Below are 18,531 nucleotides of genomic sequence, written 5' to 3' on the forward strand. Positions count from 1 at the left end.
CACCAATGACCAACATCCTCCTCGTTACCTCTAGCCCACGCGGTCCTCAGAGCCTTTCCACCCGATTTGCGCGTGACATCGCTGAAAGCCTCAAAGCCCGTTCTGCCGGCACAATTGTCGAACGTGATCTTGGGGCGGCACCTCTGCCGCATATTACAGCAGCCTATATCGACGGCCGCGTTGTGCCGCCCGAGACACGTACACCCGAACAGATCGAAGCCGTCAATCTGGCTCAAAGCCTCGTTGATGAGGTTCAGGCTGCCGAGGTGATTGTCATTGGCTCGGGCATGATCAACTTCGGCCCGCCGACGCAGCTCAAGGCTTGGTTTGACTACATCACCTGGCCTGGCGTCACTTTTCGCTACGACGCAACCGGTGTGATGGGATTGTTGCCCGCCAAGAAAGTCTATCTCGTGATGGCAACTGGCGGCGTCTTTTCGGAAGGCAGGAACGCCCCGTTCGACTTCCAGGCCACCTATCTCGCGCATCTTCTCGGTTTTATCGGACTGACGGATATCGAAGTGGTCCGCGTGGAAGGGACACTCGTAAGCCCGGACGCGGCCAAGGCTGCGATCGCCTCCACCGAAGCACAGATCCGGGCTGCACTGGAGCGTGCCGCCTGACCCACAAACCCATCAGTCCGCTACCCGAGAAATCGGCGAATGGCCTGATGCGAGCGGGCATGGCGATGGTAGGTCCGCACCGAGTCAGCTCGCGACAACGCACGCAGAGTGTTGCCGCAATCCGGCCATCCAAAGTGCTCTAAGAATTTGGTGGCGTTTGCCACCTCACTCCACGAAAAAACCCGCCGTCGGATGTGAACTGACGGCGGGCTCATATCCGGTTCGAGGCGAACCGTGATTACTTCGCGAGGTTGCGCTTGGCGAGCGTGCGCAGGCGCAGCGCATTGAGCTTGATGAAGCCGGCCGCATCCTTCTGGTCGTAGGCGCCCTGATCGTCCTCGAAGGTGACGAGCTTGTCGGAATAGAGCGACTTTTCGCTTTCGCGGCCGATGACCATGACATTGCCCTTGTAGAGCTTCAGCGTCACTTCGCCTTCTACATGCTCCTGGCTCTTGTCGATCAGCGCCTGCAGCATCTCGCGCTCCGGCGAGAACCAGAAGCCGTAATAGATCAGCTCGGCGTAACGCGGCATGATGTCGTCCTTAAGATGGGCGGCGCCGCGGTCGAGCGTGATCGATTCGATGGCGCGGTGCGCCGTAAGCAGGATCGTGCCGCCTGGTGTCTCGTAGACGCCGCGCGACTTCATGCCGACGAAGCGGTTCTCGACGAGGTCGAGACGGCCGATGCCGTTGTCACGTCCGTAATTGTTGAGCGCAGCCAAGAGCGTCGCCGGGCTCATGCGCACGCCATTGATCGAAACCGCGTCACCCCTTTCGAAGCCGACCTTGATGGTCGTTGCCTTGTCGGGGGCTGCCTCAGGCGAAATGGTGCGCATATGCACATATTCAGGCGCCTCCTGGGAGGGGTCCTCGAGAACCTTGCCTTCGGACGAGGAATGCAGAAGGTTGGCGTCGACGGAGAACGGCGCCTCGCCCATTTTGTCCTTGGCAACAGGGATCTGATGCTGTTCGGCAAAGGCCAGCAGATCGGTGCGGCTCTTGAACGCCCAGTCGCGCCAAGGCGCGATGATCTTGATGTCGGGGTTCAGGGCATAGGCGGACAGTTCGAAACGGACCTGGTCGTTACCCTTGCCGGTCGCGCCGTGGGCGATCGCATCCGCACCCGTCTTGCGGGCGATATCGATCAGATGCTTGGAAATCAGAGGACGGGCGATCGACGTGCCGAGCAGGTAGACGCCTTCGTAGACGGCATTGGCACGGAACATCGGGAAGACGAAATCGCGCACGAATTCCTCGCGCACATCCTCGATATAGATCTCCTTGATGCCGAGCATCTCGGCCTTCTTGCGCGCCGGCTCCAGCTCTTCGCCCTGGCCGAGATCGGCGGTGAAGGTGACGACTTCGGCGCCGAGCTCCGTCTGCAGCCACTTCAGGATGATCGAGGTGTCGAGCCCGCCGGAATAGGCGAGAACGACTTTCTTCACGTCTTTGTACGATGCCATGATGATGAGGTCCGTTGCATAAAAGGCCGGCGAAAACCCGGTATCGCGGCACTTTTAGCGAGATTGGCGCGTGACGCAAGGGCAAGCCGGACAGCACAAGCCCAGTTTAGAGATGAGCCGCGATATTCATGCGCCGATGCAGGATGCGAATAACCGTCAACACTTTTTCGGTCTCAGCGTAAATGACGAAATGCGAGCGAAACGCCAGGGCGGTGTAGCCGCTCCTCAATCCAATGATTTTGCGGCCACGCTTTGTCTGTGCTGCAAGCGCCTCGCAGTCATCCCGGAGCGCAACGATGTAGTCCTCCGCTTGACCTTGGCCCCATTTTTCTTCGGTATAGTCATAAATCCTGTCGAGATCGTCGACAGCGGCTGGCGAGAGAACAAGCGCTTTCATTGGCGGCTGCGTCGCGCTCGCTTTCCCTCGATAAAAGCATCGAAATCAAAAGGCCGCGGTTTGCCAGATTTCTCACCTTCGATAATGGCTGCCTCGATTGCCGCAAGCTCTGCCTCGCGCTGCAGAAGCCTCAAGCCGGCGTCGATCACCTCGTCTGCGGAGCCATAGGCTCCCTGATCGAGCTGATTGCCGATAAATTCCTCCATGTGGTCATCGATTCTGATGGACACGACCTTGGCCACGCGCGGGTACCTCGCAGGTTTGACTTGCACTGCGAAACTACCATATTCGGCATCGTCCGAACAATGCTCCGAAGAGAGGCTGCCCCGTGACGAATATTCCAGACATTTTCAAGAAATCCAATGTTGCCGTCATCACCGGCGGCGCCTCCGGCATCGGTCTTGCCGCGGCGAAATTTTTCGCCGGACGCGGCATGAGCGTCGCCATTGCCGATCTCGGTGGTGATCGGCTGGCCGACGCCGCCAACGAACTCAAGGCCATTGCCGGCGAGGAAAATGTGATGGCGGTCGAGACCGACGTCGCCAGCAGAGACTCGCTGGAAGCACTCGAACGCGCCGTCATCCAGCGTTTCGGCCGTGTGCACGTGCTGATGAACAATGCCGGCATCGGCCCGGAAACCTCGATCTTCAGCCCGCAGGCGAACTGGGACAATATCTTGGCCGTCAACCTGATGGGCGTGATCAACGGCACGCGCACCTTCGGCCCGAAGATGCTGTCGCACGGCGAGCCCGGCCTGATCATCAACACCGGCTCCAAGCAGGGCATCACCACGCCGCCCGGCAACCCCGCATACAACATCTCCAAGGCTGGTGTGAAAGTCTTCACCGAAGCATTGCAGCATGAGCTTCGCAACACCGAAGGTGGAAAGATCTCCGCCCATCTTCTGATCCCCGGCTTCGTGTTCACCGGCCTCACCAAGGGCGACCGCGCGGAAAAACCGGCCGCCGCCTGGACGCCGGAACAGACCGTCGATTTCATGGTCGAAAGCCTCGAACGCGGCGATTTCTATATCCTCTGCCCCGACAATGACGTCGCGCGTCCGGTCGACGAGCGGCGCATGGCCTGGGCGGCCGGCGATATCATTGAGAACCGTCCGCCGCTGTCACGCTGGCACAAGGACTATGCCGACAAGTTCAAGGCCTTCCTCGAACAGAAGTAATCGGTACCATCAGAAGGTTTGATTGGTAATTTTCTGAAAGCCGAGTAGGAGATCGTCGGATCTTTCCGGCTTTCGGAGCGTGTCATGGATTTCCTGCCCAGCCTGCCGACCCTTCTCGCCTTTGCCGCCGCGACGCTGCTGCTTGCGGCAACCCCAGGCCCCGATATGACGCTGTCGATCAGCCGCGCGCTCGCCCAGGGCAAGAAGGCGGCGCTCTTCGTTGTCGTCGGCACCAGCCTCGGCATCGTCGTCCACACCATGCTGGTCGCTTTCGGCATTTCGGCGCTGATCACCGCCTCGCCGACCGCCTTCCTGATCCTGAAGACTGGCGGCGCCGCCTATCTGCTCTGGCTGGCGGTGCAGGCGATCCGTTTCGGCTCGAAGCTCACCGTCGCCAAGGTCGAGGAGCAGAAAGGCACCGCCCTTTCGAACATCTCGTCAGGCTTCTGGGTCAATCTTCTGAACCCCAAGGTCATCATCTTCTTCATGACCTTCCTGCCGCAATTCGTCAGCGCCGGCGATCCCACTGTCACCCAAAAGCTGCTTTTCCTCGGCTTCTGCTTCATCCTGATCGGCATGCCGGTCAACGCCAGCATCGTCTTTGCCGCCGACTGGCTGGCCTCATGGCTGCAGAACAACAAGAAAGTGCTGCGCGGCATGGATTACACCTTCGCCGGCGTCTTCTCGATCTTCGCCGCGAAGATCCTGCTCACCCAGGCGAAATAGTCCGCGGTCGGTTTACCTATCCCACGGTCGCTTAGCCGATCAGCAGGGCGTCATCGTCCAGCGTCTGGCCGCGCATCTTGCGGAACATTGCGATCAGATCCTCGACCTGCAACGTCTTGCGGCTGTCGCCGGCGACATCGAGCACGATGTCGCCGCCATGCAGCATCACCGTCCGGTGGCCATAATCGAGCGCCTGGCGCATCGAATGCGTCACCATCAGCGTCGTCAGCTTGCGTTCGGAAACGATTTTCTGGGTCAGGCCCATGATGAATTCCGCCATGCCGGGGTCAAGGGCCGCCGTATGTTCATCGAGCAGCAGCACTTCCGAGCCTGCCAGCGTCGCCATGACGAGCGAGACCGCTTGGCGCTGGCCACCCGAAAGCAGGTCCATGCGGTCCTTCATGCGGTTCTCCAGCCCGAGATTGAGCTCGGCGATCCTTTCGCGAAAATGGTCACGCCGTTTTGCGCCAAGCGCCGAAACAAGCCCGCGCCGCTCGCCGCGGCGCGCGGCAAGCGCCAGGTTTTCCTCGATCGACAGCGCACCGCAGCTTCCGGTTAGCGGGTCCTGAAAGACACGGGCGACCAGCCCGGCGCGCGCCGCCGTCGTCTTGCGCGTGACGTCTGTATTGCCGATCAGCACCTGCCCCTCGCTGGCCAGCACATCGCCGGCGAGCACGCCAAGCAGCGTCGATTTGCCGGCACCGTTCGAGCCGATGACGGTCACGAAGGAGCCTTCCTCGATCGTCAGGCTGACGCCCGAGAGCGCCTGCTTTTGCAGCGGCGTGCCGCGCCCAAAGACGACCTTGATGTTTTTGAGGTTGATCACGACGCGGCACCTCCGCGCAAACGGGGAAGGATGAGCGCCACGGTCACCAGCACGGCCGTCACGAAATTGAGGTCGGACGCCTGCAGGCCGATGACGTCGCTCGAAAGCGCCAGCTGGATCGCGATGCGATAGAGGATCGAGCCGAGCACGCATCCAACAAGCGCGATCAACAGACCGCGCCGCCCGAGCAGCGTCTCGCCGATGATGACGGCAGCGAGACCAACGACGATCGTGCCGACGCCCGAGGTGACATCGGCAAAGCCGTTCGTCTGGGCAAATAGCGCGCCGCCGAGCGCCACCAGCGCATTGGAGATCGCCATACCGAGATAGATCTGCCGGCTGGTATCGACGCCCTGGGCCCGCGCCATCCTTGCATTGGCGCCGGTCGCCCGCATTGCCAGCCCGGCATCGCTTTCCAGGAAACGCCAGACCAGGATGAGCGCGATGACAACCAGAACACCGACGAAGAGCGGCCGCACGTAGAAATCGCGAAGGCCATGGCCGAAGAACGGGCTGATCATCGTGTCGGCATTGATGAGGGCGACATTGGGTTTGCCCATCACGCGCAGATTGACGGAAAACAATGCGATCATCGTCAGGATCGAGGCGAGCAGGTTGAGGATCTTGAAGCGCACGTTGAGCAGCGCCGTCACCATGCCCGCAGCGGCACCGGCCGCCATGGCGATCAGAGCCGCAAGCCAGGCATTGACGCCGGCAATGATCAGCACGGCCGTCACCGCCGCGCCAAGCGGAAAGGAGCCATCGACCGTCAGGTCGGGAAAGTCGAGAACTCGAAAGGCGAGATAGACGCCGAGAGCGACGAAAGAATAAACCAGGCCGAGCTCGACGGCCCCCCAGAATGCGATTTGGCTCAAGGCTTTCAGCCCCTTTTTGTGTCCGTTCCGCCCGTCGCGAAACGGAGCCTTTTAATACAAACAACCGCTCCCGTGCAAACGAGAGCGGCTGAATACGATGAAGGAGCTAGAAGTACCGGCCGACTATTCGATGACTTTGTTAGCGCGGGAAAGCACGCTCTGCGGCAGCGTGACCCCCATCTTCTCGGCCGCCGCCTTGTTGACGACGAGGTCGCTGCCGGCGGCAGTCTTGACCGCGATGTCGCCCGGGTTCTCGCCCTTCAGCACGCGCACGACGATGTCGCCGGTCTGCTTGCCGACATCATAATAGTTGAAGCCGAGGGCGGCGATCGAGCCGCGCGAAACCGAATCCGTATCGGCGGTAAAGAGCGGCAGCTTGCTCTCCTCGGCAACCGCGACAGCGCCTTCGAGCGCGGAGATGATCGTGTTGTCGGTCGGAATGTAGATCGCATCGGCGCGGCCGACGAGCGCACGCGCCGCACCCTGGACCTCGGCCGACTTGGTGGCGGCCGATTCGACCACCTTCAGGCCAGCCTTTTCGGCTTCAGCCTTCAACACGGCGAGCAGCGAAACGGAATTCGCTTCGCCGGAATTGTAGAGATAGCCGATGGTTTTCACATCGGGCAGGATTTCCTTGATCAGCGCAAGGTGCTCGGCGACCGGCGACATATCGGAGAGGCCGGTGACGTTACCGCCGGGCTTGTCCATGTTCTTGACGAGCTGGGCGCCGAGCGGATCGGACACGGCCGTGAAGACGACAGGAATGTCACGCGTCGAGGAAACGACGGCCTGGGCCGAAGGCGTCGAGATCGGCACGATGACATTGGGCTCGTCACCGGCGAACTGGCGGGCGATCTGGGCCGCCGTCGCCGGATTGCCCTGCGCCGATTCGAACACGAATTTCAGGTTCTCGCCTTCCTTGTAGCCCGCAGCCGTCAGCGCATCGAGAACGCCCTTGCGTGCTGCATCCAGCGCCGGATGTTCGACGATCGCCGTCACGGCGACGGTGACGTCATCAGCCTTCGCGGGCAGGGAAAGGGCCAAACTGGCGGCAAGAGCGAGTAAAATCGGGCGCATGGGGATCCTCCTGAATGATTTTGGGGGCACTTTTAGGAAAAGCGCCCCCTGAAATCAATCGCGGAGAATTGTAGCGAGGATCAAACTTGCTGATCAGTCGTCGGCGCCGTGATTGGCGATCATCATCGCCTCGAAGGCCAAGCGTTCGGTCTTGCGCATGCGTTCGGATTCCGATTTCAGCTGGCCGCAGGCGGCAAGAATGTCGCGGCCACGCGGCGTGCGGATCGGCGAGGCATAACCTGCCGAATTGATGAAATCGGCGAACTTCTCGATCTGCTCCCAGTCGGAACACTGATAATTGGTGCCGGGCCAGGGATTGAACGGAATGAGGTTGATCTTCGCCGGCACGCCCTTCAAGAGCTTGATCAGCCCCTTGGCATCTTCCAGGCTGTCGTTGACGTCCTTCAGCATCACATATTCGAAGGTGATGCGCCGCGCGTTGGAAAGGCCCGGATAGGTCCGACAGGCTTCGATCAGCTCCTTCAGCGGATACTTCTTGTTGATCGGCACCAGAATGTCGCGCAGATCGTCGCGCACGGCATGCAGCGAAATCGCCAGCATGACGCCGATTTCCTCGCCGGTGCGGAAGATCTCCGGCACGACGCCGGAGGTGGAAAGCGTCACGCGGCGCCTGGAGAGCGACAGGCCGTCACCATCTGTTGCGATCAGCAATGCCTGCTTGACGGCATCGAAATTATAAAGCGGCTCGCCCATGCCCATCATGACGATGTTGCTGACCTTACGGCCCTCGGCAGGCATGATTGTACCCTGCGGCGCTTCACGGTCCGGGAAGTCCCCAAGCCGGTCGCGGGCAAGCAGCAGCTGCGAAAGAATTTCCTCCGCCGTCAGGTTGCGCACCAGACGCTGTGTCCCGGTATGACAGAAGGAACAAGTGAGCGTGCAGCCGACCTGGCTGGAAATACAGAGCGTGCCGCGGCCCTCTTCCGGAATGTAGACGGCCTCGATCTCGACGGGACGCCCGGCGCCGCGGGCGGGAAAGCGCAGCAGCCATTTGCGCGTGCCGTCGTTGGAAACCTGCTCCTCGACGATCTCGGGACGTGCGATGGTGAAATGCTGCTTCAGCATCTCCCGCATGTCCTTGGCGACATTCGTCATATGGTCGAAGTCGGAGACGCCGCGCACATAGATCCAGTTCCAGAGCTGCGAGACGCGCATCTTGATCTGCTTCTCGGCTACACCCTTTTCCCGAAGTGCCGCCCCCATCTCCTCGCGCGACAAGCCGATCAGGGAAGGCTTCTCGACGCCGGAAGCAGAGCGGGGCGCCTGAGGCGTGATGACATCAATCGCATCCATGACGGACATAGTCTTTCATCCCGAATTCGAACACGTAACCGCCCCGCAAGCCCTGCGAACTTCAGGGCTAAGCCGGAAGACTGGCGGGTGCATGACGGCACATTGGCAGAAATTGAATGGCGGAACGGCGACTGAAATCGCGATCTGTCCGCTGTTGGCGCCGGCTTTAGCATCATTTTGCCCGCGCGTCACCATCAAGCATGTCGCGCGAAAGTGTGCAGCGGTTTTGCGACTACTATATGCTAAAACCAAAGACCTAAAGCGCGGCAGGCAGATCTGAAAGATCGCCGCGCTTTAGATGGAAACGGCATGGGCCGGCGCAAGGCCGGCCCATGAAACTCTTCGGCCAAAAGGACCGCTTATTTGCAGGTTTCGATCTGCTTCAGCGCAGCCGAGATACCCGAGAGCGAATAGCTGTAGGAAGTGCCGGTGCCCTTGCGCGAGGTAGCATTCACCGTCATCGAATGACCGGTCTTCATCGCGGCGACGAGGGCCGGCTCCTGCGCCGCGTTCTCGACCCAGCCGGCCTTGTCCTTGGTGAACATCACGAAGGTCTTGTTGTCGATGACGACGTTGATCTTCGAACTTTCCTTGACCGTGTAGCCCATCATCGCCTGCGGCTCGTAGGAGATGTTCTGGCCCGGACGCTGGGAGACGATGAAGAAATTGTCGCCGTGGTCGACGCTTGCCGGCTGCTTTGCCGTCGGAACCGACAGCACGTAGCAGACGGTGCTGTTGCCCGATTTGTAGGAGTAGGCGCCCCATGCCTGGAACTGCTGGATGCGGTTCGGCGCGGCCTGCTGCGCTGTCGCAACTCCGGCCATAACAAGGGTGAGTGCGAGAGCGGATACGATACTTTTTACAAACATGGATTCCTGCCGGTTCTTGCGATTCAAGGCCCGAAGCGATCATAGCGGGCGCCGCATAATCACGATCTGCTTTATTTTGACTTAATTCAGGTTACCAAATGGTCAACAATGGCTGCGATTTGTATCTGCCTGTGTCATTTCAGCTCGGGTGTCAATTTTCGTCCCTTTAACGGTATCGGCCGCGACACCGTGCCCCAATGGCACTGGCCCTCCGTTCGGCTGAATTTAAGACACAAAGATTCAGGCAAGAGTTTGACCTTTCCCAAATCCGTTGTACCTCAGTAAGACTTGGAAATCCGGGACGAAATTATTGCCGCAGGGGGCTGGTGAGGGGATATGGATGCCGAGGAAAGACAGCGTTTCGCTGCCCTCGCGAAGGCCGTCGCAGACGATCGCGACCAGCAGGCCTTTTCCATCCTGTTCGACTATTTCGCACCCCGCCTGAAGGCCTGGCTGATGCGCCAGAGGATGACATCAGGCGAGGCCGAGGAACTGGTCCAGGAGATCATGATCGTGCTTTGGCACAAGGCAGACCTCTACGATGCCACGCGATCTTCCCTCTCGACCTGGCTTTTCCGCATTGCCCGCAACCGCCGCATCGACATGCAGCGCCGCGCCAACACCCGCATCTTCGACGAGACTGATCCGGCCCTGCAGCCGCCGGCCGATATCGGCGCGGAAGAAATCATCGCCAATGACGATCGCGACGCCAAGATACGCGCCGCCGTCGGCCAATTGCCGGAGGAACAGCGCGACATGCTGCAAGCCGCCTTTTTCCTCGGTCAATCGCATTCGGAGATCGCCGAAGCGACCGGTCTCCCGCTCGGCACGATAAAATCGCGTATCCGGCTTGCCTTCGGCAAGCTTCGCAAAGTGCTGGAACGTGAAATCGCCTGATGCAATGTTGCCCAAAGGACGCAGCGCTTTGGGGATGACGACACGCATGAAACAAGCTGTCGCATCAAGGTTGGACGCGACACGCGTTAAATCGTCTTCATCGCTTCTTCCGGCCGATCGGCGAGAACGCGGTCGGCTGCTTCGTAGTGGCCCGGCCGGATGTGGCCGCGCACCATGGCGAAGGCCGCCGAAAGCACGGCGATGTCGTCGGAAAAGCCGATGACGGCAAAAATATCCGGGATCATGTCGACCGGCATGACGAAATAGGCGAGTGCTGCAAGCAGCACGCCCCGTACCTTCGTCGGCGTCTGCGGATCGAGCGCGCAATAGAAACCGGCGACGACATCGCGCGAGAACGGGATCTGCCGAACCGCCCGCCGGAAAGTCGGCCAGAATTTCTGCCTGACTGTTTTCTCGCGCCGGCTCCGGGTGTCGTCGTCGCCCGGCAACAGGATTTCCCCGAATTTGACCTCGTCCATCCCTGCATCCCTTTTGTCCATGCGAACATATGGTGACTGCGCCCAGTCTTTCAATCGGCCCCTTTCAATCGGCCCCGCTTTCAATCAACACGGCGCGCCGCAGCCTTCTCCATGGCTTTGGCGAGCTTGAAATCCAACTCCGTCAGCCCGCCGGCATCATGCGTGTTCAGCGTCACATCCACCCTGGAATAGACGTTGAACCATTCGGGATGATGGTTGAGCTTCTCGGCCGCGAGCGCTGCCTGCGTCATGAAGCCGAAAGCCTCGACGAAATTTGCGAACTTGAACGTCTTCGATATCGAAGAGCCCGCATCATTGAGCGCCCAGCCCGAAAGCTCGGTCAGCTCAGCCTCAACCGCCGTCCGTTCCAGTCTTTCCATTTTCATGCCATGCTCCTCTTCTCTGTCGACAGGTTACCGATGAAACGCATCAGCATCCTCTTCGTTTGCATGGGCAATATATGCCGTTCTCCGCTCGCGGAGGGAATTTTTGGCCATCTCGTCGCCGAGGCGGGGTTGAGCGACGATTTTACGATCGATTCCGCCGGCACTGGCGGCTGGCATGAAGGTGAGCCGCCCGACCGGCGTTCGATCGCCATCGCGAAAAGCCACGGCATCGACATATCGGGACAGCGCGCCCGGCGCATCAAGTCAGGAAACTTCGGGGATTTCGATCTGATCCTCGCCATGGACCGTGACAACCTGGCGGCGCTTAGCAAGAGCGCACCGCCTGGGACGAACATCCGGCTCTTTGGCGATATCGCGCTGGGAACCGGAGAGGATATCCCCGATCCCTATTATGGCGGCGCAGGCGGCTTCGAACTGGTCTACACCAAGCTCTTGACCGGCTGCAGCAGCCTGCTCGAAACGCTGGGCGTCGAGCGCGCCTCGTGCAGCGGGAATACTTCTTCGGTGAGGTAAGGCCCGCCGCCGACCGATTCGCGCGACGAAAGCAGCACGAAGCGCGGCGCGGTGAAGGTTGCGGTGTGGAAGTTGCCGCGTCCCGCCAGATATTGCACGACATCGTCGAGCCGCGAGGATTTGAGCCGCGCCAGCGTCACATGCGGCATGAATTTGCGGGGATCCGGCGGCAGGCCGATGCGCTGGCAGATGCGCTCGATCTCGCCCTGCAGGGCATACATCTCAGGCGATTGCGAGACGCCCGCCCAGACCGAATGCGGTTTCTTCGAGCCGAACGAACCGATGCCCTCGAGCCGGAACTGGAATTCCGGCCGATCGATCCGGTCGAGACGTTCAACGATTTCATCGGCCGTCCGGCCGTCGACATCACCGATGAAGCGCAGGGTGATGTGGTAATTCTCCACATCGATCCATCGTGCTCCGGGGAGGCCACCGCGCAGCAATGAAAGACTCATCGCCGCATTGCGCGGAATTTCGAGGGCGGTAAACAGTCTCGGCATCACGAGCACTCCCCGAATCTTTTGCAGGTGCTCACACGGAATCATGCAATCAACAACCGCGCAAGCCCCTAATTCTTCACAGAAGAAATCGCTTCGACGAAATTTGTGACAGCAGGCTCCATCTTTTCGACCATGACGTCGACCCCTCTCGCATTCGGATGCATGCCGTCGTCGAGCTTCAACCCAGCCTCCAGCGCAACGCCGTCGAGGAAGAAGGCATAGAGTGGAAGCCCATGTTTTTCCGAGAGTTTCTGGTAGATCGGGTTGAATCGTGCGGCATAATCCGCCCCCATGTTCGGCGGCGCCATCATGCCGGCGAGCAGCACGGCAATGCCGCGCTCCTTCAGTCGGGTAATCATCTGGTCGAGATTCTTCTCGCTCTCTTCCGGCGGGATACCGCGCAACGCATCATTGGCTCCAAGCTCCAGAATGACCCCATCTGTGCCGTCGGGTACCGACCAGTCGATGCGCGCAAGACCCCCTGTCGTCGTGTCTCCGGAAACCCCGGCATTGGCGATAGTGACGTCGAGGCCCTTCGCCTTCAGGGCCGCCTGCAGCTTTTCGGGAAAGCCGTCGCCGGGCGGCAGCTGATAGCCCGCCATCAAACTGTCCCCAAAACCGACGAGATTGATCGTCCGGGCATCGGCTGCGGTGGCAAAGATCAGCGAGACGGCGATGACGGTGAATTGAAGGGCGGCAACTTTAAATCTCATCGTGTCTTCCCTAGATTGGCGAAGTGCTGTCATGCGGCCATTCGATTACGAACTTTATATAGGGCGATTCCTGTTGGCAAAAACCATTATCGAGTTGAAGAGCGCCGATCTGACCCTTGGCAGCGCAGCCGCTTCCGTCCATGTGCTGAAGGGCATTGATCTCGATATCGCGGCCGGCGAATCCGTCGGCATCGTCGGCCCTTCCGGTTCCGGCAAATCCACCCTGCTGATGGTGCTTGCCGGGCTGGAGAAACTCGATAGCGGCGAGATCAACATCAACGATACGCCGCTCCATAGCCTCACCGAGGACCAGGTCGCCGATTTCCGCGGCCGCAACATCGGCATCGTCTTCCAGTCCTTCCACTTGATCGCCAACATGACGGCGCTGGAAAACGTCGCGGTGCCGCTCGAACTCGCCAATGTCGGCAACGCCTTCGAAATCGCTCATCGCGAGCTGAAATCGGTCGGCCTCGGCGAACGGCTGAACCACTATCCCGGCCAGCTTTCCGGCGGCGAACAGCAGCGCGTGGCGATCGCCAGGGCGCTCGCCCCCTCGCCCGCCCTGCTGATCGCCGACGAGCCGACGGGCAATCTCGACACCGAGACCGGCCGCCAGATCGCCGATCTTCTGTTCTCCAAGCAGGCGGAGCGTGGCACGACCCTGCTTCTCGTCACCCATGACGTCTCGCTTGCAAACCGCTGCTCGCGCCAGATTCGCGTCCGCTCCGGCCGGATCGAAGGCGACAGCGCTGCCCGCCGCAGCGAAGCGGCGATCGCATGAGGATCATCACGCCACGTGTCTCGCTGGCTTTTCGCTTGGCGCTGCGCGAGCTGCGCGGCGGCATCCGCGGCTTCTACATCTTCCTTGCCTGCATTGCGCTCGGCACCGGCGCGATTGCCGCCGTCAATTCCGTTTCGCAGTCGATCACCGACACGATCGCCTCGCAGGGGCAGGGACTGCTGGCCGGCGACGTCCGCTTCGAACTCAACAACCGGGAAGCCACGCCTCAGGAAATAGGTTTCCTCGAAGGCCTCGGGACCGTTTCGGTGTCGACAGGCCTGCGCTCGATGGCCCGCAAGCCTGACGGTTCCGATCAGGCGCTGGTCGAGGTCAAGGCCGTCGACGACGCCTACCCGCTCTACGGCAAGTTCGTGGCCGAGCCGGACTATCCGCTTGCGAGACTGCTTTCGGGCCAAGGCGGCACCTATGGCGCGGTCGCAGCGCCCCTGCTTCTCGATCGGCTTGGGCTTGCGGTCGGCGACGAATTGCTGCTCGGCAACGTCAAGCTCAGCATCACCGGTACGGTGAAAACCGAGCCGGATGCGCTGTCGGAAGGTTTTGGCTTTGCGCCGCGTCTGCTTGTCAGCCGCCAGGCGCTCCAAGCCTCCGGGCTGATCCAGACCGGAAGCCTGGTCGAACATGCCTACAAGATCCGGCTGGACGACAAGGGCGCGATGTCGAGCATCCAGGCGCGCGCCTCCAAGGAGTTCCCCGCCGCCGGCTGGGCGATCCGCACAAGCGACCGCGCCGCGCCCTCGCTCACCGAAAACATCACCCGCTTCTCGCAGTTCCTGACGCTGGTCGGCCTCACCGCGCTGATCGTCGGTGGCGTCGGTGTCGCCAATGCCGTGCGCGCCTTCCTCGATTCCAAGCGCACCACCATTGCCACCTTCAAATGTCTCGGCGCGCCGGCGCAGGTCGTCGTTCTGATCTATCTCTTCCAGATCGCCATCATCGCTCTCGGCGGCATCCTGACCGGCCTCGTCATCGGCGCCCTGTCGCCGATGCTTGCCGCGCAGTTCCTGGCGCAATTTCTACCGGTCTCGACCGCGCCGGCTCTCTACCCCGGCGCGCTGCTGCTCGCCACGCTCTTCGGCATCCTGACGACGCTCGCCTTCGCCATCCTGCCGCTCGGTCACGCCCGCGAAGTGCCGGCGACGGCACTCTTCCGCGAGCAGGGCTTCGAAGCCCGCCGCCTGCCCTCCTGGCCCTACATCCTGCTTGCCGCCCTGTTCATGGCCGGCCTTGCCGGGCTTGCCATTCTGACCGCCTATGACCGCTTTATCGCCGTCGTCTTCGTCGGCGCGATCGTCTTCGCCTTCGTCGTCCTGCGCCTCGTCGCCGCGCTGATCGCCTGGCTCGCGCGCCGCAGCCCGCGCGTCAATTCGCCGGCACTGCGGCTTGCGATCGGCAACATCCATCGTCCCGGCGCACTGACGCCCTCAGTCGTGCTCTCGCTCGGCCTTGGCCTGGCATTGCTGGTGACGCTGACCCTGATCGACGGGAACCTGCGCCAGCAGCTGACCGGCCGCATGAACGAGGGTGCGCCGAACTTCTTCTTCGTCGATATCCAGAGCGCCGAGGTCGGCGCCTTCCGCGATCTCGTCCAGGGCCAGGCGCCGAAGGGCAAACTCGTCGAAGTGCCGATGCTGCGCGGCCGGATCATCGCCTTCAACGGCGAGGACGTCACCAAGATGAACGTGCCGGCGGCCGGCCGCTGGGTGCTGAACGGCGATCGCGGCATCACCTATGCCGAAACTCTGCCGGAGAACGCCGCCCTCACCGAAGGCAAATGGTGGGACAAGGATTACAGCGGCGAGCCGCTCGTCTCCTTCTCCTCGGAAGAGGCGCATGAACTCGGCCTCAAGATCGGCGATAAGGTCACCGTCAACGTGCTCGGCCGCAACATCACGGCGAAGATCGCCAATCTGCGCCGCGTCGAGTGGGAATCGCTGTCGATCAATTTCGTCATGGTTTTCTCGCCGAATACCTTCCGCGGCGCCCCACATGCGTGGCTGGCGACGCTGACCGATCCCTCCTCGACACCGGCCGAAGATGCGGCGATCCTGAAATCGGTCACCAACACCTATCCGACGATCACCAGTGTGCGCGTCAAGGACGCGATCGATATCGTCAACCAGCTGGTCGCACAGCTGGCGACCGCAATCCGCGCTGCGGCCTCGGTCGCCCTGATCGCCTCGATCCTCGTCCTTGCCGGCGCGCTTGCCGCCGGAAACCGGGCGCGCACCCACGACGCGGTGGTGCTGAAGACGCTCGGTGCCACGCGCGCCATGCTGATCCGCGCCTTCAGCTACGAATATCTGATCCTCGGCCTCGCGACTGCGATCTTCGCGCTGATCGCCGGCAGCGCCGCCGCCTGGTTCATCGTCGCCCGCATCATGCGTCTGCCCTCGGCCTTTCTGCCCGACGTGGCGGGACTGACGCTTGTGACCGCGCTCGTCCTGACCGTCGGCATCGGCCTCATCGGCACCTGGCGCATACTTGGGCAGAAGGCAGCCCCCGTCTTGCGCGAGCTTTGACCGGGCAGCGGCACCCAAACCCTTCACCTTACGGCGATTTAACCGACCGAGCCTATGCAAGCCTCTTGTTTGCAAAGGGCGAAAGCCTCATATTATCCGCAGGCATGCTGGAGCTCCGCAGCGGCGCCCGGGTCGAAAACCCCGACACCGTATTTCCATCGGAGCTTGTAAGAGGAAACTATGGCTGATCTTCGTAACTATCAAAGCCGCGCTCAGACCGGCGAGATGATTGATCAAGGCCTTCGCGCTTATATGCTCAAGGTCTACAACCTGATGGCGCTGGGCCTGGCGATCACCGGTGTGGCCGCATATCTGTCGTTCCAATTCGCCTTCGCCAATGGTGAGCTGACCGCTTTCGGTCAGGCGATCTATGTGAGCCCGCTGAAGTGGGTAGTCATTCTGGCGCCGCTGGCTCTGGTGTTCTTCCTGAGCTTCCGGATCAGTACCATGACGGTGGCCGCCGCCCAGACGACCTTTGCGGTCTACGCCGCGCTCGTCGGCCTGTCGCTCTCGTCGATCTTCCTGATCTACACGGGCCAGAGCGTCGTCCAGACCTTCTTCGTCACCGCCGCCTCCTTCGGCGCGCTGTCGCTTTACGGCTACACGACGAAGCGTAACCTGTCGGCGATGGGCTCGTTCCTGATCATGGGTCTGTTCGGCCTGATCATCGCTTCGCTGGTCAACATCTTCCTGGCGTCGTCCGCCGTGCAGTTCGCCATCTCGGTACTCGGCGTGCTGATCTTCGCAGGCCTCACGGCCTACGATACGCAACGGATCAAGGAATTGTACCTGGAAGCCGATGACGTCGCCGTAGCCGGCCGCAAGGCGATCATGGGTGCGCTGACGCTCTATCTCGACTTCATCAACCTCTTCATGTTCCTGCTGCAGTTCATGGGCAACCGTAAATAAGCAGGACCGACTGAGATCGAAAAGGCGGCTTCGGCCGCCTTTTTTGTTGCGCGGGCTTTCACGGAATGGTTTTAGAAAGCCCTTGCCGCCCTTATGGATATGCTGCTGAAATGTCCTTCCTCCTGCGCGATGCTTCGAATGCCGATATCCCCGCCATTGCCGATATCTATCGCGAATCGGTCCTGAACGGCGTCGCGAGCTATGAGATCGTCCCGCCCTCCGAGGCCGAGATGGCACTGCGTTTTTCGACGATCGTCGGCCAGCAATATCCCTATATCGCAGCCATCGGCACGGACGGGGCCTTGCTCGGCTACGCCTATGCCTCGGCGTTTCGCACGCGTCCCGCCTATCGCTGGCTGGTCGAGGATTCGATTTATCTGACGCCCGAGGCTCGCGGCCGGGGCATCGGCAAGGCGCTGCTCGCCGAACTGATCATCCGCTGCACCACCCTCGGCTTTCGGCAGATGGCTGCCGTCATCGGCGGCGCCAGCCCCGCATCGATCGCGCTCCATCGCACGGCCGGCTTCGAGGAGGTCGGCCTGATGAAGGGCACCGGCTATAAACACGGCCGCTGGCTGGATACGATGTTCATGCAGCGCGCGCTCGGCGAAGGCATGAGCACAGATCCGGACTCGTCCGTCTATCCCGGCACGCTGTTTAACGGCTGATATGGCTTAATGCATGTCGCCCAAAAGTGTGCAACGGTTTTGGGATAACGACATGCATAAAACAAAGAATTAAAGCGCGACGCGCTTTAATTGTCGACGAGCTTCAGGGCCTTGTCGAACACCTTCAGCACCTGGTTCAGCTCGTGACCGCGCTTCAGGATCGTGCCGTTGACGCTGATCACGGAATAGGCGCCCTGCTTGGCGGCGAGCTTCGGGTTTTTCTCGATGCGGAAGAGCGGCATTTCGCCGGAACGCTTGAAAACGGAAAAGACCGCCCTGTCCTTCAGGTGATCGATGGCGTAGTCGCGCCATTCACCGTCACCGACCATCCGGCCGTAGATCCACAGGATCGCGTCCAGTTCGCGCCGGTGGAAGGTCACCGGAAGCGGGTCCTTGCTTTGCTTGTATTCCCTGAGATCGACGACGACTGAGGAACTATTGTCGACGGAGCGGCTCTCGCCGTGTCGCAAATCCGGCTGATCTGTCATCAGTCTCCCGAGGCCTCCGCTTGTGACAGGAGGGTGACAGTTTGCCCGAGCCGCCGCAAATTGCAAGAGTGCCAGCCGTCACATTCAACCGCACGACAACACCGCACGTCTCTCGCGCAAGGACGCTGTAGCACTTTGAGTCAGTGCATCATGCCTTCCGAAAGTCGCGTTCGATTTTCGGAAAGCATGATGCGCTGGACAGGTCAACGCTTTCTCCGCAGCGCCGCATTTCAGTCAAAACAGCGCCTCATTTGCAGGAGATTTATGAATTCCGGTTTGGCGCCAGC

Annotated in this window: 22 protein-coding genes; 9 read left to right on the forward strand and 13 right to left on the reverse strand. The window is 61.0% G+C overall.

Annotated elements, in window-relative coordinates; genetic code table 11:
• Positions 1 to 5: 5 nt before the first annotated feature.
• A complete protein-coding gene (locus GFM02_RS06905; protein ID WP_168321231.1) occupies positions 6 to 623 on the forward strand; it encodes an FMN-dependent NADH-azoreductase in 618 nt (205 codons plus the stop codon).
• Between the two features lie 238 nt (positions 624 to 861).
• Here GFM02_RS06905 and GFM02_RS06910 read toward each other — a convergent pair whose 3' ends face one another.
• From GFM02_RS06910 to GFM02_RS06920, 3 genes are all read right to left on the reverse strand, one after another.
• On the reverse strand, positions 862 to 2,085 hold the full coding sequence (locus GFM02_RS06910) for an argininosuccinate synthase (RefSeq protein WP_168321232.1): 1,224 nt from the start codon (positions 2,083 to 2,085) through the stop codon (positions 862 to 864).
• Between the two features lie 106 nt (positions 2,086 to 2,191).
• Positions 2,192 to 2,482: a type II toxin-antitoxin system RelE/ParE family toxin gene (locus GFM02_RS06915; RefSeq protein WP_064245437.1), complete on the reverse strand. Its 291-nt coding sequence runs from the start codon at positions 2,480 to 2,482 to the stop codon at positions 2,192 to 2,194.
• Positions 2,479 to 2,724, reverse strand: coding sequence for a type II toxin-antitoxin system ParD family antitoxin (locus GFM02_RS06920; protein ID WP_168321233.1), 246 nt, complete (start codon positions 2,722 to 2,724; stop codon positions 2,479 to 2,481). The genes GFM02_RS06915 and GFM02_RS06920 overlap by 4 nt, the downstream gene beginning before the upstream one ends.
• Before the next feature lie 86 nt (positions 2,725 to 2,810).
• Between GFM02_RS06920 and GFM02_RS06925 the strand changes: the two genes are divergently transcribed.
• Together GFM02_RS06925 and GFM02_RS06930 are read left to right on the forward strand one after the other, a co-directional pair.
• Complete coding sequence (locus tag GFM02_RS06925; protein WP_168321234.1) at positions 2,811 to 3,662, forward strand: SDR family NAD(P)-dependent oxidoreductase; 852 nt, start codon at positions 2,811 to 2,813, stop codon at positions 3,660 to 3,662.
• A gap of 84 nt (positions 3,663 to 3,746) precedes the next feature.
• Positions 3,747 to 4,388, forward strand: a complete 642-nt coding sequence (locus GFM02_RS06930) for a LysE family translocator (protein ID WP_168321235.1) — start codon at positions 3,747 to 3,749, stop codon at positions 4,386 to 4,388.
• Between the two features lie 31 nt (positions 4,389 to 4,419).
• On the opposite strand, the gene GFM02_RS06935 is transcribed toward GFM02_RS06930, so the two are convergent.
• From GFM02_RS06935 to GFM02_RS06955, 5 genes are all read right to left on the reverse strand, one after another.
• Positions 4,420 to 5,214 carry an ATP-binding cassette domain-containing protein gene (locus tag GFM02_RS06935; RefSeq protein ID WP_168321236.1) on the reverse strand — a complete coding sequence of 265 codons (795 nt, stop codon included), beginning with the start codon at positions 5,212 to 5,214 and terminating at the stop codon, positions 4,420 to 4,422.
• Positions 5,211 to 6,089: an ABC transporter permease gene (locus GFM02_RS06940; protein ID WP_017989717.1), complete on the reverse strand. Its 879-nt coding sequence runs from the start codon at positions 6,087 to 6,089 to the stop codon at positions 5,211 to 5,213. The genes GFM02_RS06935 and GFM02_RS06940 overlap by 4 nt, the downstream gene beginning before the upstream one ends.
• Positions 6,090 to 6,212: 123 nt before the next feature.
• Entirely contained in the window at positions 6,213 to 7,166 is a 954-nt protein-coding gene (locus tag GFM02_RS06945; protein WP_168321237.1) for an ABC transporter substrate-binding protein, read from the reverse strand.
• 93 nt (positions 7,167 to 7,259) lie between these two features.
• Positions 7,260 to 8,489 (reverse strand): 23S rRNA (adenine(2503)-C(2))-methyltransferase RlmN, encoded by a 1,230-nt coding sequence (gene rlmN, locus GFM02_RS06950; RefSeq protein ID WP_168321238.1) that lies wholly within the window; start codon positions 8,487 to 8,489, stop codon positions 7,260 to 7,262.
• A gap of 350 nt (positions 8,490 to 8,839) precedes the next feature.
• On the reverse strand, positions 8,840 to 9,349 hold the full coding sequence (locus GFM02_RS06955; RefSeq protein ID WP_168321239.1) for an invasion associated locus B family protein: 510 nt from the start codon (positions 9,347 to 9,349) through the stop codon (positions 8,840 to 8,842).
• Between the two features lie 336 nt (positions 9,350 to 9,685).
• On the opposite strand from GFM02_RS06955, the gene GFM02_RS06960 reads away from it, so the two are divergent.
• Positions 9,686 to 10,246, forward strand: coding sequence for a sigma-70 family RNA polymerase sigma factor (locus GFM02_RS06960; protein ID WP_168268509.1), 561 nt, complete (start codon positions 9,686 to 9,688; stop codon positions 10,244 to 10,246).
• An 86-nt stretch (positions 10,247 to 10,332) separates the two neighbouring features.
• On the opposite strand, the gene GFM02_RS06965 is transcribed toward GFM02_RS06960, so the two are convergent.
• Both GFM02_RS06965 and GFM02_RS06970 read right to left on the reverse strand, forming a co-directional pair.
• Positions 10,333 to 10,725 (reverse strand): YkvA family protein, encoded by a 393-nt coding sequence (locus GFM02_RS06965; protein WP_020052025.1) that lies wholly within the window; start codon positions 10,723 to 10,725, stop codon positions 10,333 to 10,335.
• Positions 10,726 to 10,805: 80 nt separating this feature from the next.
• Positions 10,806 to 11,111 carry a 4a-hydroxytetrahydrobiopterin dehydratase gene (locus GFM02_RS06970; RefSeq protein ID WP_168268514.1) on the reverse strand — a complete coding sequence of 102 codons (306 nt, stop codon included), beginning with the start codon at positions 11,109 to 11,111 and terminating at the stop codon, positions 10,806 to 10,808.
• A gap of 33 nt (positions 11,112 to 11,144) precedes the next feature.
• On the opposite strand from GFM02_RS06970, the gene GFM02_RS06975 reads away from it, so the two are divergent.
• Positions 11,145 to 11,645, forward strand: coding sequence for a low molecular weight protein-tyrosine-phosphatase (locus GFM02_RS06975; protein ID WP_168321240.1), 501 nt, complete (start codon positions 11,145 to 11,147; stop codon positions 11,643 to 11,645).
• Here GFM02_RS06975 and thpR read toward each other — a convergent pair.
• Together thpR and GFM02_RS06985 are read right to left on the reverse strand one after the other, a co-directional pair.
• Entirely contained in the window at positions 11,552 to 12,145 is a 594-nt protein-coding gene (gene thpR / locus GFM02_RS06980) for an RNA 2',3'-cyclic phosphodiesterase (protein WP_028758047.1), read from the reverse strand. The two genes, GFM02_RS06975 and thpR, sit on opposite strands and share 94 nt — an antisense overlap.
• A gap of 68 nt (positions 12,146 to 12,213) precedes the next feature.
• A complete protein-coding gene (locus tag GFM02_RS06985) occupies positions 12,214 to 12,858 on the reverse strand; it encodes an arylesterase (RefSeq protein WP_168268518.1) in 645 nt (214 codons plus the stop codon).
• Positions 12,859 to 12,931: 73 nt separating this feature from the next.
• On the opposite strand from GFM02_RS06985, the gene GFM02_RS06990 reads away from it, so the two are divergent.
• The 4 genes from GFM02_RS06990 to GFM02_RS07005 all read left to right on the forward strand — a co-directional run bounded on the left by GFM02_RS06990 (position 12,932) and on the right by GFM02_RS07005 (position 17,756).
• Positions 12,932 to 13,639 carry an ABC transporter ATP-binding protein gene (locus GFM02_RS06990; protein ID WP_168268520.1) on the forward strand — a complete coding sequence of 236 codons (708 nt, stop codon included), beginning with the start codon at positions 12,932 to 12,934 and terminating at the stop codon, positions 13,637 to 13,639.
• Positions 13,636 to 16,179 carry an ABC transporter permease gene (locus GFM02_RS06995; RefSeq protein WP_168321241.1) on the forward strand — a complete coding sequence of 848 codons (2,544 nt, stop codon included), beginning with the start codon at positions 13,636 to 13,638 and terminating at the stop codon, positions 16,177 to 16,179. Before GFM02_RS06990 ends, GFM02_RS06995 begins: the two co-directional genes overlap by 4 nt.
• A gap of 180 nt (positions 16,180 to 16,359) precedes the next feature.
• Positions 16,360 to 17,088: a Bax inhibitor-1/YccA family protein gene (locus GFM02_RS07000; RefSeq protein ID WP_168321242.1), complete on the forward strand. Its 729-nt coding sequence runs from the start codon at positions 16,360 to 16,362 to the stop codon at positions 17,086 to 17,088.
• Between the two features lie 110 nt (positions 17,089 to 17,198).
• Positions 17,199 to 17,756 (forward strand): GNAT family N-acetyltransferase, encoded by a 558-nt coding sequence (locus GFM02_RS07005; protein ID WP_168321243.1) that lies wholly within the window; start codon positions 17,199 to 17,201, stop codon positions 17,754 to 17,756.
• An 86-nt stretch (positions 17,757 to 17,842) separates the two neighbouring features.
• Here the strand turns inward: GFM02_RS07005 and GFM02_RS07010 are convergent, their stop codons facing one another.
• Complete coding sequence (locus GFM02_RS07010; protein WP_131663168.1) at positions 17,843 to 18,244, reverse strand: DUF2794 domain-containing protein; 402 nt, start codon at positions 18,242 to 18,244, stop codon at positions 17,843 to 17,845.
• Positions 18,245 to 18,531 lie beyond the last annotated feature (287 nt).

Source organism: Rhizobium leguminosarum bv. viciae (assembly GCF_012276115.1).
Taxonomy (GTDB): domain Bacteria; phylum Pseudomonadota; class Alphaproteobacteria; order Rhizobiales; family Rhizobiaceae; genus Rhizobium; species Rhizobium leguminosarum_T.